Genomic DNA, 15,536 nt, shown 5'->3' with positions numbered 1-15,536 from the left:
TTTATAATTTCAAAAATATAATGTATTAAATTATTGAAGAAAGCTAAGACGACTTGATCACTCATCTTAGCTTTCTTTTCTTTTTTATGGTCTGGCACTTTTTTTTAGGGTGTATTTTTGTTAAGCTAAGTAAGATATTGATGAAAGTGGTGTTGTATGTGGAGAGCTGGCTATTTCTAGGAATTATTTTATTAGTCGCCGTGTTGGGAAAGAATCAATCGCTGATTATTGCCGCGGCTGTTGTCTTAATTTTGAAGCTTTTTCCTTTTTCAAATAAATTATTTCCCATTATTAATGCCAAGGGTATCAACTGGGGGGTCACGATCATCTCCATTGCGATTTTGATCCCCATTGCCACCGGCCGGATTGGGTTTAAAGACTTGTTCAACGCGTTTAAGAGCCCCGTCGGCTTTATTGCCGTGGCCTGTGGCATTTTAGTGGCGGTGTGGTCTTCAAAGGGCGTGGGCCTGTTAGCTCAAAGCCCAGAAATTACAGTGGCCTTAGTTTTCGGAACAATTATGGGCGTGGTCTTCTTAAAGGGGATCGCTGCCGGCCCAGTGATTGCCTCAGGTATCACTTACACCATTTTAACGGTTTTCAATTTGTTACCCGGTAAATAAACGGGGCAATTGAGATGAATGATCTCACAAGGAGTGCACAAATGACAGAACTATTAGACAAAATTGGCACGATTCAAGCAGCCAATGTGACCGAAGTTAATGACAAAGCAGTTTTTTCACAGATTTCTGGGCAGACATTAGCTACCAACAGAAGTGAGTTTGAAACAGTCCCTAGCGTGGGGACGAGTATCACGGGCTTTATTTATGAAGATAAAAAACATCAACTGCGCTTAACGACTATTTTACCGAAGGCGCGCTTAGACCACTACGCTTATGGCACGGTGACTGAAGTTCGCCGGGACTTAGGGGTATTTGTGGATGTGGGTTTGCCAGATAAAGATCTGGTCGTTTCCATTGACGATTTACCTGAAAATAAGCAAATTTGGCCAGCTGTGGGGGATCGCCTAATGATTACCCTATCCGTGGATAAAAAGGGCCGGATGTGGGGCAAATTGGCTGATGAAACCATCTTTGAAGCTATCTCTAATCGGGCTTCGCAAGCCGACCGCAATAAAGATGTCTCTGGGACAACTTATCGGCTGCGGGCAGTGGGAAGTTTATTATTGACAGATGACTATTATTTAGGGTTTATTCATAATACTGAACGGGATGTTGAACCACGCTTAGGAGAACATGTTTCTGGCCGGGTGATTGGCCTAACTGCCGACGGTATGTTGAATATTTCCCTGCGGCCGCGAGCTTATGAGGAGATTGGCGATGATGCGGGGATGATTTTAGCCGTGTTAAAACGTAACCCTAATCATGCGATTGATTTTAATGATAAAAGCGATCCCGCTGCAATCAAAGAATTTTTTGGTATTTCTAAGGGTGCCTTTAAGCGTGCCTTAGGGCACTTATTAAAAGCTGGCTTGATCGAAGAAACTGACAATCAAACCAAGTTGAAATAAATCGCACTTTATGAAAAAATGTTTTTAGGCTTTTATTTTATGGCATTTCGTTATTAGACAACCAATTTTGAGGCTAATTATGAAAAAAGAACAGCAATTAAAAACAACCATTCAAAAACAATTGAAAAAATCAGGGTTTAAAATGACCCCACAAAGAGCAGCATTAGTGGATGTTTTAGTCCGTCATCAAGATCAACATTTAACTGCTGAGAAGATTTTTATGCTAACCAAAGAGGTTTCCAGAGATATTGGACTGGCAACGGTTTACCGTACTTTAGAAATTTTGATGAATATCCAAGTATTGAAGAAAAATGCCATTAACACAGATGGCATCGTACGCTATGAATTGATTCATAGCCGCGGGATTCAGTTGATTTGTAAAAATTGTGGACGGGTCATCGATGTGGATCAAAACTTCATGCAGCGCTTGACTAGTATGATTGCTGCCGAGTATCATTTTCAATCCAACCATGATTTTAACGCCACAAACATTGAGGGCTTGTGTTCTGAATGCGCTGAAAAGATGCAGGATGTGGCCAAATAAGGTGGGGGTAACTTTTTTTGGAAGAGTTGATCAAGGACTATATTCACTACTTAGAGATTGAAAGAGGGCTATCACCGCAAACTCAGGCTAGCTATTACGAGGATTTGAAACAATTCAGGGCTTTTTTACAGGCGCGGCAAATCGCGAGCTTTCCTGAAGACAGCGCGGTGATCGCGGAATTTTTAAAACAGCAAGCTAAATTAGGCAAAGCTACCCGGTCTTTGGCACGGATGGTATCGGCTTTACGCAAATTTTATCAATACCTGTTAAATGAACACCAGCTTAAGAGCGACCCTATGACCCAAATCAATTTACCCAAGCCACAGCAAAAATTACCCGTGGTTTTATCGATTGCCGAAGTGGGTCAGCTATTGGCGGCTCCAGACACGCAAAAGCCGTTAGGGGTACGTGACCGGGCTATTTTGGAGGTTTTATATGCCACTGGGCTGCGGGTCAGTGAATTGACCCATTTACAATTAGGCCAGCTGCATTTAGCCATTGGGCTGATTCAAACCATTGGGAAAGGGAATAAAGAACGTATGCTGCCTATTGGGGATGTGGCTAGTGATTGGTTAAGCCAGTACCTCACAGGGATCCGCCCGAGTTTTGCGGCTAAACATAGCCCCCAAAGCGGCGTCGTATTTTTGAATTTTAGAGGCCAGCCCTTGACTAGACAGGCGATTTGGAAAATCATTAAGAAGTATATCTTACAGTGCGGGATCACCAAAGATGTCACGCCCCATACCCTGCGTCATTCTTTTGCTACCCATCTCTTAGAAAATGGGGCCGATCTAAGGGTAGTCCAGACTTTATTGGGGCATACAGACATTGCGACCACGCAAATTTATACCCACTTATCGACAAAAAAAATTCGCCAAGTTTATAATAAGACCCATCCCCGGGCTTAGTTGAGCCCAATAGGTTTATGTGCTAAAGTATTAGGGTATGTAAGGCGGTGAATGGAGGTCATCATGTTAGTCAAATACAAGAGTAGTTATGAAAAGATAGCCATGGGCTTGCTGTCTTTTATACCTGATCTAAAGGATTTAAACACGCTGACGAATGAAATTGCGCTATATCAAGATGACAATAACCATGAGTTATATTTGTGGAAGAACAATTCAGATGATTTTTCTGGTGTCGTTGGGATTGAAGTGGCGGATAAATATATTGTCGTGCGTTGGATTTCGTTAATGCCATCAGATCGTGGTGAGGGTAATTCGTTTTTAATTTTAGATCAACTGCGTAAACTTTACCCACAACAGAAAATGATGGGGTCCCTTGATACGACGAAGCTGGTCGCCAAATGGATCGAACATAACCGTCATCAAACAGGAGTATGACCCGTGGCAGGATTAAAATTAGTATTACCAGAATTTGAAGGGCCCTTGGACTTATTACTTTATTTAATTAAGGCTTCGAAAATTGATATTTATGATATTCCAATTGCCGAAATCACCAATCAATATCTAGCTTATTTGCACAAAATCGACGTGCGGCAACTAGATACGGTTGGTGACTATTTGGTTATGGCCACAAATCTGATGGAAATCAAGAGTAAACTCCTGCTGCCCCAGCCTGAATTGTCACCAGATGAACCCGACATGGCGCTTGATCCCCGGGATGAGTTAGTCAGTCAATTGTTGAGCTATCAGGCCTATAAAACAGCCGCAGCAGCGTTAAAACAAAAAGCAGCTGTCCGGGCTAAGTATTATGTTAAAGCGCCCACAACGGCAGCTAGTGACTTACAGATCCCTTTACAACCCGGAGTGATTGATTTGAACCAACTGAATCAAACGATGAATCTGGTATTACAGCGGCGCTTGGCCAAGTTACCAGTGCAAAAAGAAGTTCGCGGTGAGCATGTGTCCGTCCGCGCTCAAATCAAAAAAGTTCTGGCATACTTAGCCCAGTGTTCTGGGACAGTGCCCTTTTCAAATCTATTGATCGCTCATCCTAAGGACCGCTATCAAGCTTTAGACGATACGGTCACGACCTTTTTGGCAGTGTTGGAATTGGCTAAAAATGGGCGGATAGACTGTCAGCAAAATGACTACCAAGATGATTTACTGGTACGTAGATTGGAGGCTTGAGATTGAATTATACGGCAGCAATCGAAGCACTGCTATATGCAGCCGGCGATGACGGGACCAGCATTGGTGTTTTAGCCCAGGCTTTAGAATTAGATGTGGCGCCAGTACGGCAGTCCCTTAGCAAACTACAAGCCCAACTAGCGGCTGATCCGGATAGTGGATTGACGATCATTGAATATGGTCAAACCATTAAATTGGCGACTAAACCCCAGTATATCAAAGCGATTCAAACTTTTTTGGCGGGTAATGTGGGGCAGCACTTAAGCCAGGCCGCGTTGGAAGTATTGGCGATCGTGGCCTATCAGCAACCCATCACAAGAATTGAAATCGATACCCTGCGGGGTGTCAATAGTTCTGGGGCGCTACAGACGTTAATGGCCCGACAATTATTAAAAGAAGCTGGTCGTAAAGAAGTTGCCGGTCGGCCGATTTTATATGCCACCAGTGCTTATTTTTTAGACTATTTTGGTTTGACGGATTTAACCCAGTTACCAGAACTGGCAACCAGCGACCAGACTTCAGAACAAAAAGAGCAAGTTGATTTATTTTATACTCAGTTTCAAGCAGCGTTAAATACCCAGACCACAGATACAGACAGTCCCCAAGAAAGTCAGGTAAATAAATGAGTGAAGAACGACTACAAAAAGTCATTGCCAATGCTGGCGTGACTTCAAGACGTAAGGCTGAGGCATTGATCCAAAGCGGCCGCGTCAAAGTCAATGATAAAGTGATTAAAGAATTAGGTGTGAAGGTGGGCCCTGGCGATGAAGTTAGCGTGGATGGTCTGCCAATTGAACGGGAAAAACGGGTCTATTTTTTGCTTTATAAACCTCGAGGCGTCATTAGTGCTGTCACTGATGATAAGGGGCGTAAAACCGTGAGTGATTTCTTTGTCGATATTCCGCAACGTGTCTATCCGGTGGGACGCTTAGATTACGATACATCGGGTTTATTGATCATGACCAATGATGGGCAGTTAGCTAATTTGCTGATGCATCCGCGCTATGAAGTGGACAAGACCTATATTGCGAAGGTGGGTAAAATCCCAGATACGCAAGCCCAAATTCAATTGCGTAAGGGTGTCTATATTGATAAGCGCAAAACAGCCCACGCTAAGGTCAGCATACTTTCCAGTGATCGACAAAAGGATACGGCCATTGTCAAGATCACGATCCACGAAGGGATGAACCATCAGGTCAAAAAAATGTTTGAAGCCGTTGGCAGCAAGGTGATCAAATTAGCTCGGGAATCTTTTGGCTTTTTGGACTTGACCGGTCTATCGGCTGGTCAGCACCGACCTTTGAGTCACCAAGAAGTTGAAATGTTGCGCACGCAGGCTCAAGGTAATGATCCTAAAAAGATCCGTTAAGCTCGGCTGAAGCTAGTCACGTAGAAATCGCTTACATTTTTTTAGGCAAAAGCCTTGCTTTTTATATTTTTTTTTGGTACATTAAAGTTGTAATTGAATAACAGTTCGTCTTCAGGGCAGGGTGTGATTCCCGACCGGCGGTGATAGTCCGCGACCCGCATTGTGCGGCTGACTTGGTGCAAATCCAAGACCGATAGTTAAAGTCTAGATGGAAGAAGATAGAGCGTATTTTTGATGTCTAAATCAAACGTAGCTCATACCCTGAATTTATCGGTGTATGGGCTTTTTTAGACTGAAGACGACCGTTCATTCCTTACAAAAAATTTGGACGGGGGTCTTGGAACTATGCAAAATACCAAAGTTAAAAAGTTAGTCAGTATCGCGATGATGTCAGCTATTGCTTATATCGTGATGTTTTTCGCCTTTCCCATCATGCCGGCATTTGGCTTTTTAAAAGCCGACCTCAGTGATTTAGTGGTATTGATCGGGACCTTTATTTATGGGCCGACGGGGGGGATCGCCATTGCCTTTGTGCGCTCGCTGTTGCATTTTCTCACCAGCGGGGGGAACCTACCCAGTTTAATTGGCGATACGGCTAGTTTTATCGCGTCAACTGTATTTTTGCTACCCATGTATTATGTTCTGCGTAAACACAGTAACGCCGGCCGTCAAGCCCTCGCATCTATTCTGGCAACCATTGTATTGGCGTTGGTCATGGGCTTTTTAAACCTTGTGATTATCACACCACTTTACATGCAATTATTGGGTATGAGCGTGGGGATGCCATTGATCAAATATGTGTTGATCGCCGTTGTACCTTTTAATTTAATTAAAGGTGCCTTAATTAGTGCCGTATTCAGTGTTGTCTATGTTAGAATGATGCCATGGGTTAAAGCACAGGCGGCATCTTTTAAACACTAATCTATCAAGATGAAGTGTGGCTTAAGAATGGCCATAAAGGGATGTGCAGATAATTGCACATCCTTATTTTTATGCCAGATTGTCTTAAAAGGGCTTGGTGCGTCGTTTAATGGCGCCGGTGGGGCATTGCTGGTAAGCTAGTTTAAACTGGGGGAGTAATTGATTTGGCAGTGCTTGTTGACCTTGATTATTATCCAACTTACAAAATGCGATCCCATCTGGTTGGTAGTCAAAAATCTGTGGGGCTTTTAATTGACAAATACCACAGGCAATACAATCGATTTGTTCAACTTTTGTATACATTTTTCTTGCTCCTTATTCTGTCGAAAGTGCGGTTTATTTATGGAAGCTATTGATTTAATCCGATTTTTTTCAGATCAGCCGCAACGCTATAAAGCTATCTATTATGGTCTGGTAGGTAAAAAGACCATTTCGAATCTGTTGGCGGCTAAAAAAAATAATTACTTAGTTTATTTTCATTCCTGGCCCAGGTTAAGTTTGACCACGTTTCAGAAGTGTTTACAAGGCCTGTTAAGGGCTGATTTTGTAGCTGCTGGGGAAGTGGCTGATAGTTTTTATCTGACGGCTGCTGGTCAGCACTATCGCCAAGCCCAGCAGCCAGCTATTTTTATACCCAGCTATTACCAAGGTCTATGCATCCCCCAAGGGCAGCAGGGTATAGAATTGTTATATTTGGCCATCCAAGTGATCTCGGAATATCACCACGGCCAAAAGCACTATATTCCTGGGACAACGAATTATCTATTGCAACAGCGTGTCCGTCAGTGGTTTCAACAAGTCAAACACTACCCACAATTATCCCAACAATTGGTCCAGGAGTTAACCCGGTGGCTGACAGCCCTGCCGGCAGACCAAGCAGATTTTGTGGCGCAAAATTTTCAGGGCTATCAATTTGGATTTCAGCAAAGTGAATTAGCCGACAAAACGCCCCTGAGCGGTTATTCTCAACAACTGGTACAATTAGATGCTTTGGCCTTGTTACTGCAGTATTTGGCCCAACAGCCGCAAGCGTTTCCCTTGTTAGGACAGCTCTTGATACCAGACCAGTGGGTCCAGCCAATTTTGAGCTACAGTGCGAACTTGACTTACCAAGCTTTTATGGCAGGACAGTCGTTAAAACAAATCGGCTACAAGCGGCGATTAAAAGACAGTACTATTCGAGAGCATATTTTAGAAGTGGCCTTATTGATGCCAGGGTTTGATTTCGAACAGTTAAAACAACAAGACGACTTACCGCCCACGGATTATTTTAACATCCGCGTCGCTGAAATTCAGGAGATGAGTGGCCATGAACGCCCAAATTGAAACAGTATTAAAAAGCAAGTTTGGCTATGATCATTTTCGGCCAGGACAAGCCCAGATCATCCAAGGCGTGTTAGACCAGCAAAATGTGCTGGGAATTTTGCCCACAGGTAGTGGTAAATCACTCTGTTATCAATTACCCACTTATATTCAAGGGGGATTAACAGTGGTGGTATCGCCGTTGATTTCGTTGATGCAAGATCAGGTGATCCAGCTTAATTTACAAGGTGAAAAACGGGTCATCAGCCTGAATTCCACTTTGAATATGGTAGAACAACAGGCTATTTTAAGCAACTTAAGTCATTATTTATTTTTGTTGATTGCCCCAGAGACTTTAGGTCGGCGGGATGTTTTGACTCGACTGCAACAAATTGGGGTGCAGTTACTGGTTATTGACGAGGCGCATTGTATTTCCCAATGGGGGGTAGATTTTCGCCCCAGCTATTTGCAATTGGGCACTATTCGAGCTAAATTGCGACCTAAAAGTACGTTGATGCTCACGGCGACCGCTACACAACGGGTGCAACAAGATATTTTAGAAAAACTAGGTGTCAGTGCAACGACTCAAAAAGTGACCTTCAGTGTGGATCGGCCGAATATTTTCTTAGATGTGCTGCAATGTCCAGATGATCAGGCAAAGGTCGCCCAGTTAAAAGAATTACTGCCGCACTTAGCATTACCCGGCATTATTTATTTTGGCAGCCGCAAAAAAGCCCAAGCCATGGCCCAAATTATCCAACAGGATTTAGGTATTTCTGCGGCTTATTACCACGGGGCTTTAGCAACCAAAGACCGCTATTTGATCCAGCAACGGTTCATGGCGCACCAATTACAAGTGATCTGCGCGACGAATGCTTTTGGAATGGGCATCAATAAAAAAGATATTCGCTTTGTGATACACTATCATTTGCCCACTAATTTTGAAAGTTATCTCCAAGAAATTGGCCGAGCAGGCCGCGATGGGCAACAAAGTATTGCAATTGGGTTCAACAGCCCAGATGACTATCAACGCCAACTGGCTTTGTTGCACATGGGGCTGCCCGATGACACTATGATTAAATTATTTTATCAACAGCCTAAAAAATTCGCCAATACAGGCGATACAGCCTTTGACTTACTGTGGGCTTATCAACAAAATGGCTTTGATCAACAGCAAGTTCAAAAACTGCTACAGCATAAACTTATTGAAAAACAACAGGAATTGACAGCTTTTAACCAATTCATTCAAAGTCAAGGCTGCCGGCGACAACTATTATTGGCCCATTTTGGGAATGAACTGACCCATCCCCATGATGAACAGTGTTGCTACCGGGGTTTTGATCCAAAACCCCTAGTACGATTAAAGCAAATTGGCCTTTATGTCAACCAGCAGCCAATCGCTGACCAGCAGGTTTTAGCGACGCAACCCCGAAAATGGCAGCAAATCTTAAGGCATATTTTGGAATAATTTTAGAATTACTTAAAAATTGATATGATACAATTAAATTGAGAAGAATTAGAGGAGGGCCATCCATGAGTGAAGATAACAAGCATCAAAATGATGAGGATTTAACACAATCAAAGGCCGCTGCTGAAAAAAACACGGCTGATCAAAATAATTCACAAGAAAAAGCGCCTGATACGACTGATCCCCAGGCGACTGATGCCCCAAAAACAACGCCAGATCAACCAGCAAATACAACAGCCGATCAAACAGATGAGGGGCCTTGGAATAAGCAATTTAGTGAAGAAGACGGTCTGTCGCGGGTAGAACATAAGAAGAAGGAAAAGAACAACACTTTCTTTATTGTGGGTCTGACGATCCTGTTATTGGTAGTCATGGCGATTCCGGTTTGCTATGCCATCGTTAATTCCAATAAATCCGTGCAATCGTCCAATAGTGATAATAAGATCGTTGTGAGCTCTTCAAAAAAATCCCAAGCTGCTTCAAAGTCTAAATCAAAGGCTGCCGCCAAAAGCCAAAGTATCGCTGCGGCTAAAAGTGCCAGTGCGAAGCAGGCTAGCGCAGACAAGAAGACGGCTTTAGCAAAATCTCAAGCGGCTGCTGAAAAGCAACAGGCTGCAAATGCCAATCAGGCCGCAACTACGGCGGCTGCTAACGAACAGACGACCAATCAAACCACAACGCCAACCCAAGGTACGGATCAAACTACGACTGCTGCCCAGTCTTCGACAAACACCACTGAGCAACAAACAACAGCAACACAATCCCAAGGGCAAAGCCAAAGTACCACGCAAAGCACTAGTGGCTATGTAACCGTTAGAGCTGGCCAAAATCCTTATCGGATCGCGGTGAACAATGGCATCACCTTAGCGCAACTCTATAGTTTGAATGGGTTAAGCCAAGGGGCGACCATTGTCCCAGGCCAGCAATTACGGGTACGCTAAAGGCGACCGTATTATATTTTACTTAAGAATAGGAAGATTAAATTTTGAAAATTGCCATTGACGGACCGGCATCGGCAGGAAAAAGTACGATTTCCAAAAAAGTTGCGCAAGCGCTACATTATACTTATCTAGATACTGGTGCCATGTACCGTGCTGCGACTTATTTAGCCCTTAAGCTGGGTTTGGATTTAAATGATGCCTCAAAAATTTCAGAACATTTAGCGCAGGCTAAAATTGATTTTCAGCCCGGGCCAGACAACACACAACAGGTCTTGCTAAATGGGGTTGACATTACGGCGACCATTCGGTCTGAACAAATCACCGGGGCAGTTTCCCAGGTTGCAGCTTTACCAGAAGTTCGGCAAACGTTAGTTGCGCAACAGCGCAAAATTGCTGCCGCCAAAGATATTGTCATGGACGGCCGCGACATTGGCACCACCGTCTTGCCAGATGCTGACGTTAAGATCTTTATGACGGCTAGTGTGGCCCAACGTGCCCAACGGCGTTATTTAGAGAATACACAAAAGGGTATGACTAGCAGTTTGGCAGAAATAAAAAAAGATATTGAATTACGGGATTATAAGGATAGTCACCGACAGGTTTCCCCACTCAAACAGGCTTCTGACGCGGTTCTCGTCGATACTTCTAACTTGGATATTGAACAAGTTACCCAGAAAATTCTAGCAATCATTCGGCAAAAAATGAAATGATTCTTACTTTTTAATCTTTTTTCTGGTAAAATACACAGTTTTCAAGTAAAATAGTAACGTAGTGAGTCGCAAGGAGGATTTTAGTTATGAGTAAAGATGCAAACACGAACGATAATAAGGAATTGATGGAGGATGCCTTAAACAGTGTCCATGAAGTCAAGGTTGGCGATGTTGTCGTCGGCGAAGTACTAGCCATTGATGATAACCAATTGATTGTAGGTATTGAAGGTACAGGTGTTGAAGGTGTCGTGCCATTAAAGGAATTGACAGCTGATACCAGTGCCAACATTCAGGACCAAGCTAAAGTTGGCGATAAATTAGACTTAGTTGTTATTTCTTCTATCGGTAAAGATAAAGAAAATGGCAGTTATCTATTGTCTAAACGCCGCTTAGAAGCACGTAAAGTTTGGGCTGACATTGAACAAGAATATAAAGACGGGAAAACGATTACAGCCACAGTTACAAATGTTGTTAAGGGTGGCTTAGTAGTTGATGCCGGTGTTCGTGGTTTTATCCCAGCATCAATGGTCGAAGACCATTACGTTGAAGATTTAAACGAATATAAGGGCAAATCCCTTGAATTAAAAATTATGGAAATTGAACCTAGTGAAAATCGTTTAATTTTATCCCACAGAGCGCTTGTTCAAAAAGAAAAAGAAGCGCATCGTGAAGAAATTATGGCTAAATTAACACCAGGCGACGAAGTTGAAGGTAAAGTTGCTCGTTTAACGAACTTTGGTGCCTTTGTGGACTTAGGTGGCGTTGACGGTTTAGTTCACGTTTCTGAAATTTCTTATGAACACGTGGATCAACCTTCTGATGTATTAAAGGTTGGCCAAGAAGTCAAAGTGAAAGTCTTAAACGTTGATCCTGAAAGAGATCGGATTTCACTTTCGATCAAAGCAACATTACCAGAACCATGGACAAACATCGAAGAAAAAGCACCGGTTGGCGCTATTTTGGATGGGACTGTCCGTCGCTTGACCACTTTTGGGGCTTTCGTCGAAGTATTCCCTGGGGTTGAAGGCTTGGTTCATATTTCCCAAATTTCTCATAAACACATTGCAACACCGAATGATGTTTTGAAACAAGGCCAAGACGTGAAGGTCAAGGTGTTAAGCGTAGATGCTGCCCAACATCGTTTGGCATTATCTATTAAAGCCTTAGAAGAACCAGAACCTGAAGACGTTCAAAAGGCTGCACCAAAACGGGCTGCTAAACCAGCACCTAAAAAGAACGTAAATATCAGCCAAAATGATGACGAAGATACTGGGTTCAGTATTGGCGACATGGTCGGTGATGCTTTGCGGAAGAGCGCTGGCAACACAGACGACAAAGATTAATCATTAGCTGATAAAACTGAATATGATTAATTTGAGAGGGTGGGTCAAAACAGTCGTTTTGAATCGCCCTCTTAGTTTTTGCTTTGCATACCATTGAAAAATGTAGTTAAATAAGTGAAGAGAGGTGATACGATGGCTTTACCAACTGTTGCAATTGTTGGCCGTCCTAATGTAGGTAAATCTACAATTTTTAATCGAATCGCTGGAGATCGTATTTCCATCGTTGAAGATATTCCTGGGGTGACTCGGGATCGTATTTATGCACGGGGACAGTGGCTAGCCCATGAATTTGCACTGATTGATACGGGGGGGATCGATATTGGCGATGCACCCTTTGTCAAACAAATTCAAGAACAAGCTGAGATCGCGATTGACGAGGCAGATGTGATCATCTTTTTGGTAAGTGTCCAAGAAGGGTTGACGAATGCTGATGAAAAAGTCGCGCAGATTTTATACCGCTCAGATAAACCGGTTATTTTAGCGGTGAATAAGGCTGATAATCCAGAACAACGTCAAGATATTTATGATTTCTATGCATTAGGTTTTGGCGAACCCATGCCTATTTCTGGTTCTCAAGGCACTGGTCTTGGGGATTTATTAGATGTGGTTATTTCTAAATTTCCTGAGAAGCGTGCTGATGAAGCCGATGATGCCATTCGTTTTAGTCTAATTGGCCGCCCTAATGTGGGGAAGTCGTCTTTAGTGAATGCCATTTTAGGGGATAATCGAGTTATTGTATCAAGCATTGAAGGCACAACTAGAGATGCTATTGATACCAAATTTACTGCCCCTGATGGTCAAGAATATGCCATGATCGATACGGCCGGGATTCGTAAGCGGGGCAAAGTATATGAAAATACAGAGCGCTATGCTGTGATGCGGGCCATGCGAGCGATCGATCGTTCAGACGTGGTCTTGGTCGTTTTGAATGCTGAAGAAGGTATTCGGGAGCAGGATAAAAAAATCGCCGGTTATGCCCATGAGGCTGGCCGGGGGATTGTGATCGTGGTGAATAAGTGGGATACCTTAGACAAGGATAACCACACCATGCAGGATTTTGAAAACCAAATTCGCACTGAATTTCAATATTTGGATTATGCGCCGATTGTTTTCGTCTCCGCAATCACGAAACAACGGCTGATGAACTTACCAGAACTAGTCAAAACGGTTCATGAAAACCAAATTCGCCGAATTCAATCGGCAACCTTAAATGACGTATTGCTAGATGCCATGGCTCTGACACCAACTCCGAATGTTCGGGGGCATCGCCTGCGGGTTTATTACATGACCCAGGTGGCCATTAAACCACCAACTTTTGTAGTGTTCGTCAATGATCCTGAACTATTGCATTTTTCTTACCAACGCTTCTTGATTAATCAGTTACGATCAACCTTTGATTTTACGGGAACACCTATTAAAATTATCCCTAGAAAGCGTAAATAGTCGCGTTTTTGCGGCCTTTGTTACCTAATCTTTGGAAAAATTTAAAAGAAAGCATAAAAAAACGGTCATTTACGAGAAAAACCTTGCTATGACGGCATTCGTATGATAAGTTTAGATGTGAAATGGTGATCGTCATCGCCATTGTTCATCATTTTTGGACCACTCAGAAATGATACTTTGGATGACTTGTGCATCTTATTCCAGGAGGTGAATCCGAACATGGCAAATAAGGCTGAATTAATCGACAGCGTTGCTGCTGAAACTGGTTTAACTAAGAAAGACGCAACTGCTGCTGTTGATGCTGTATTTAGTTCAATTCAAGAATCTTTATCCAAAGGTGATAAGGTTCAATTGATCGGTTTTGGGAACTTCGAAGTTCGTCAACGTGCTGCCCGTAAAGGTCGTAACCCACAAACTGGCGAAGAAATCCAAATTCCAGCAAGCAAAGTACCTGCATTTAAACCAGGTAAAGCATTAAAGGATTCCGTTAAATAATGGAATGATAAAGGGGAGCTGAGGCATATTGTCTTAGCTTCTTTTCTTTATTTGCCAGCATAAATGTTCGGTAATCCCAGATGAAAATGGAGGTTTGGGCCATGAGTTATAGTGAACAAATGTTACAGGCATTGAATGACAGTGATTTGTCTAGTGCCAATGAGTTATTTACCCAGGCTTTACGCCACGATGATGAGGATACGTTATATAGTTTAGGCGAAGAATTATATGCCTTGGGTTTTTTAGAGCAGGCCCAGCAAATTTACTTGAAATTATTAAAGGCCTATCCCAACGAGGATGAGTTAAAGACTGTCTTAGCTGATATCGCGGTGAGCAATGATCAAGCCGATAAAGCCCTAAATTATTTGCAAAGCATCAAACCTACTTCAGAGGCTTATGTTGAAAGTCTGTTGACCCAAGCAGATGTTTACCAAACCCTAGGGATGCCAGAAGTCAGTGAAGCTAAATTAAACCAAGCCCAACAACTTGCCCCAGATGAGCCGGCGATTTGGTTTGGCTTGGGAGAATTATATTTGAGTTTAGGCCGCTACGCTGAAGCAGTACCTCAATATCAAAAGCTATTAGCCCAAGGTGAGGATCAATTTGCCGGGGTTTTAATCCAACAACGGCTAGGGGCTAGTTTAGCAGGTATGGGGGCTTATGAAGAGGCAGTGACGGCTTATCAGCAATTGCCAGCCGAGGCTTTAGATAAAGACACTAATTTTCAAATAGGCTTTTTATACTTGCAACTCAAAGACTATCAAAAAGCGATTGATAGCTTACAACAATTAGCCCAAGCTGATCCGGACTATACGTCCTTATACCCATATCTAGCTACTGCCCAGGAAAAAATGGGTGACTTACAAGGTGCTTTGTTAACGGTACAAACCGGGATCGCCCATGATGAATATAATGAGGTCCTTTACCAGCGGGGCTTTGATTTAGCTACTAAGCTGGATCAGGAAGAAATTGCCCAAAAGTATTTACAAAAGTTATTGGCGATCAATCCAGACAACCAGACTGCCGTTTTAGCTTTAAGTAATCTTTATCTCAAGCAACATCGCTATCAAGCTGTCAGAGACTTACTAAGCGCCCATATGCCTGATCAACAAGATCCGCAAATGTTGTGGAACTTAGCCCAGGCCCAAGCAGCACTGGAGGATTATGATGGGGCTAAAGAAAATTATTTATTGGCTTATAATAGCTTGAAGACCGATCCAGAATTCTTGAAGGATTTAATCGCTTTTTTCCAAGAAATGGGTCTGGTTCAAGAAGCAATTTTAGCTTTGAAAAATTATGTTAAACTAGTACCTGACGACTTTGAACGTCAGGAATTATTGAACGAATTAGAAGACGAGCAACAACTATAAACTATTTTT

At 42.8% G+C, this 15,536-nt stretch carries 18 protein-coding genes and 1 riboswitch; of the genes, 17 read left to right on the top strand and 1 reads right to left on the bottom strand.

Annotation, left to right across the window (positions count from 1 at the left end):
* Positions 1-158: 158 nt before the first annotated feature.
* From FC83_RS00830 to FC83_RS00790, 9 genes are all read left to right on the top strand, one after another.
* The gene (locus FC83_RS00830) at positions 159-620 is read left to right on the top strand and encodes a DUF441 domain-containing protein (protein WP_035451754.1); all 462 of its coding nucleotides are present in this window, start codon (positions 159-161) and stop codon (positions 618-620) included.
* A 41-nt stretch (positions 621-661) separates the two neighbouring features.
* On the top strand, positions 662-1,528 hold the full coding sequence (locus FC83_RS00825; RefSeq protein WP_035451681.1) for a CvfB family protein: 867 nt from the start codon (positions 662-664) through the stop codon (positions 1,526-1,528).
* A gap of 79 nt (positions 1,529-1,607) precedes the next feature.
* A complete protein-coding gene (locus tag FC83_RS00820; protein ID WP_035451682.1) occupies positions 1,608-2,072 on the top strand; it encodes a Fur family transcriptional regulator in 465 nt (154 codons plus the stop codon).
* Between the two features lie 17 nt (positions 2,073-2,089).
* Entirely contained in the window at positions 2,090-2,980 is an 891-nt protein-coding gene (gene xerD / locus FC83_RS00815) for a site-specific tyrosine recombinase XerD (RefSeq protein ID WP_035451684.1), read from the top strand.
* A 63-nt stretch (positions 2,981-3,043) separates the two neighbouring features.
* Entirely contained in the window at positions 3,044-3,415 is a 372-nt protein-coding gene (locus FC83_RS00810; RefSeq protein WP_035451685.1) for a RibT protein, read from the top strand.
* Between the two features lie 3 nt (positions 3,416-3,418).
* Positions 3,419-4,165, top strand: coding sequence for a segregation and condensation protein A (locus FC83_RS00805; RefSeq protein WP_057002265.1), 747 nt, complete (start codon positions 3,419-3,421; stop codon positions 4,163-4,165).
* A 2-nt stretch (positions 4,166-4,167) separates the two neighbouring features.
* A complete protein-coding gene (scpB, locus tag FC83_RS00800; protein WP_035451687.1) occupies positions 4,168-4,791 on the top strand; it encodes an SMC-Scp complex subunit ScpB in 624 nt (207 codons plus the stop codon).
* On the top strand, positions 4,788-5,534 hold the full coding sequence (locus FC83_RS00795; protein WP_035451688.1) for a pseudouridine synthase: 747 nt from the start codon (positions 4,788-4,790) through the stop codon (positions 5,532-5,534). The genes scpB and FC83_RS00795 overlap by 4 nt, the downstream gene beginning before the upstream one ends.
* Before the next feature lie 103 nt (positions 5,535-5,637).
* Positions 5,638-5,758, top strand: a riboswitch (FMN riboswitch).
* Between the two features lie 121 nt (positions 5,759-5,879).
* Positions 5,880-6,455, top strand: a complete 576-nt coding sequence (locus tag FC83_RS00790; protein ID WP_057002264.1) for an ECF transporter S component — start codon at positions 5,880-5,882, stop codon at positions 6,453-6,455.
* 84 nt (positions 6,456-6,539) lie between these two features.
* Here FC83_RS00790 and FC83_RS00785 read toward each other — a convergent pair whose 3' ends face one another.
* Positions 6,540-6,758 carry a ferredoxin gene (locus FC83_RS00785; RefSeq protein WP_035451690.1) on the bottom strand — a complete coding sequence of 73 codons (219 nt, stop codon included), beginning with the start codon at positions 6,756-6,758 and terminating at the stop codon, positions 6,540-6,542.
* A gap of 39 nt (positions 6,759-6,797) precedes the next feature.
* Between FC83_RS00785 and FC83_RS00780 the strand changes: the two genes are divergently transcribed.
* The 8 genes from FC83_RS00780 (at position 6,798) to FC83_RS00745 (ending at position 15,527) form a co-directional block, all read left to right on the top strand.
* Complete coding sequence (locus FC83_RS00780; RefSeq protein WP_057002263.1) at positions 6,798-7,781, top strand: helix-turn-helix domain-containing protein; 984 nt, start codon at positions 6,798-6,800, stop codon at positions 7,779-7,781.
* Positions 7,765-9,225, top strand: coding sequence for a RecQ family ATP-dependent DNA helicase (locus FC83_RS00775; protein WP_057002262.1), 1,461 nt, complete (start codon positions 7,765-7,767; stop codon positions 9,223-9,225). Before FC83_RS00780 ends, FC83_RS00775 begins: the two co-directional genes overlap by 17 nt.
* Positions 9,226-9,290: 65 nt before the next feature.
* Positions 9,291-10,166, top strand: coding sequence for a LysM peptidoglycan-binding domain-containing protein (locus FC83_RS00770; RefSeq protein ID WP_035451693.1), 876 nt, complete (start codon positions 9,291-9,293; stop codon positions 10,164-10,166).
* Positions 10,167-10,210: 44 nt separating this feature from the next.
* Positions 10,211-10,876, top strand: coding sequence for a (d)CMP kinase (gene cmk / locus FC83_RS00765; RefSeq protein ID WP_035451694.1), 666 nt, complete (start codon positions 10,211-10,213; stop codon positions 10,874-10,876).
* Positions 10,877-10,962: 86 nt separating this feature from the next.
* Positions 10,963-12,219 carry a 30S ribosomal protein S1 gene (gene rpsA, locus FC83_RS00760; RefSeq protein WP_035451695.1) on the top strand — a complete coding sequence of 419 codons (1,257 nt, stop codon included), beginning with the start codon at positions 10,963-10,965 and terminating at the stop codon, positions 12,217-12,219.
* A gap of 132 nt (positions 12,220-12,351) precedes the next feature.
* Positions 12,352-13,662, top strand: a complete 1,311-nt coding sequence (gene der / locus FC83_RS00755) for a ribosome biogenesis GTPase Der (RefSeq protein ID WP_035451697.1) — start codon at positions 12,352-12,354, stop codon at positions 13,660-13,662.
* Positions 13,663-13,881: 219 nt separating this feature from the next.
* Complete coding sequence (locus tag FC83_RS00750; RefSeq protein ID WP_035451699.1) at positions 13,882-14,157, top strand: HU family DNA-binding protein; 276 nt, start codon at positions 13,882-13,884, stop codon at positions 14,155-14,157.
* A 101-nt stretch (positions 14,158-14,258) separates the two neighbouring features.
* Positions 14,259-15,527 (top strand): tetratricopeptide repeat protein, encoded by a 1,269-nt coding sequence (locus tag FC83_RS00745; RefSeq protein ID WP_035451700.1) that lies wholly within the window; start codon positions 14,259-14,261, stop codon positions 15,525-15,527.
* Positions 15,528-15,536 lie beyond the last annotated feature (9 nt).

The organism is Agrilactobacillus composti DSM 18527 = JCM 14202 (assembly GCF_001436375.1).
Classification (GTDB): Bacteria; Bacillota; Bacilli; order Lactobacillales; family Lactobacillaceae; genus Agrilactobacillus; species Agrilactobacillus composti.
This window is presented reverse-complemented; position numbering and strand designations above follow the sequence as displayed.

Bases quoted from the DNA above. Each gene is read 5' to 3' on its own strand.
- rpsA (WP_035451695.1), top strand. From the start codon at position 10,963: ATGAGTAAAGATGCAAACACGAACGATAATAAGGAATTGATGGAGGAT.
- FC83_RS00825 (WP_035451681.1), top strand. From the start codon at position 662: ATGACAGAACTATTAGACAAAATTGGCACGATTCAAGCAGCCAATGTG.
- FC83_RS00780 (WP_057002263.1), top strand. From the start codon at position 6,798: ATGGAAGCTATTGATTTAATCCGATTTTTTTCAGATCAGCCGCAACGC.
- FC83_RS00775 (WP_057002262.1), top strand. From the start codon at position 7,765: ATGAACGCCCAAATTGAAACAGTATTAAAAAGCAAGTTTGGCTATGAT.
- FC83_RS00795 (WP_035451688.1), top strand. From the start codon at position 4,788: ATGAGTGAAGAACGACTACAAAAAGTCATTGCCAATGCTGGCGTGACT.
- FC83_RS00785 (WP_035451690.1), bottom strand. From the start codon at position 6,758: ATGTATACAAAAGTTGAACAAATCGATTGTATTGCCTGTGGTATTTGT.
- FC83_RS00810 (WP_035451685.1), top strand. From the start codon at position 3,044: ATGTTAGTCAAATACAAGAGTAGTTATGAAAAGATAGCCATGGGCTTG.
- FC83_RS00790 (WP_057002264.1), top strand. From the start codon at position 5,880: ATGCAAAATACCAAAGTTAAAAAGTTAGTCAGTATCGCGATGATGTCA.
- FC83_RS00770 (WP_035451693.1), top strand. From the start codon at position 9,291: ATGAGTGAAGATAACAAGCATCAAAATGATGAGGATTTAACACAATCA.
- FC83_RS00745 (WP_035451700.1), top strand. From the start codon at position 14,259: ATGAGTTATAGTGAACAAATGTTACAGGCATTGAATGACAGTGATTTG.
- der (WP_035451697.1), top strand. From the start codon at position 12,352: ATGGCTTTACCAACTGTTGCAATTGTTGGCCGTCCTAATGTAGGTAAA.
- FC83_RS00750 (WP_035451699.1), top strand. From the start codon at position 13,882: ATGGCAAATAAGGCTGAATTAATCGACAGCGTTGCTGCTGAAACTGGT.
- FC83_RS00820 (WP_035451682.1), top strand. From the start codon at position 1,608: ATGAAAAAAGAACAGCAATTAAAAACAACCATTCAAAAACAATTGAAA.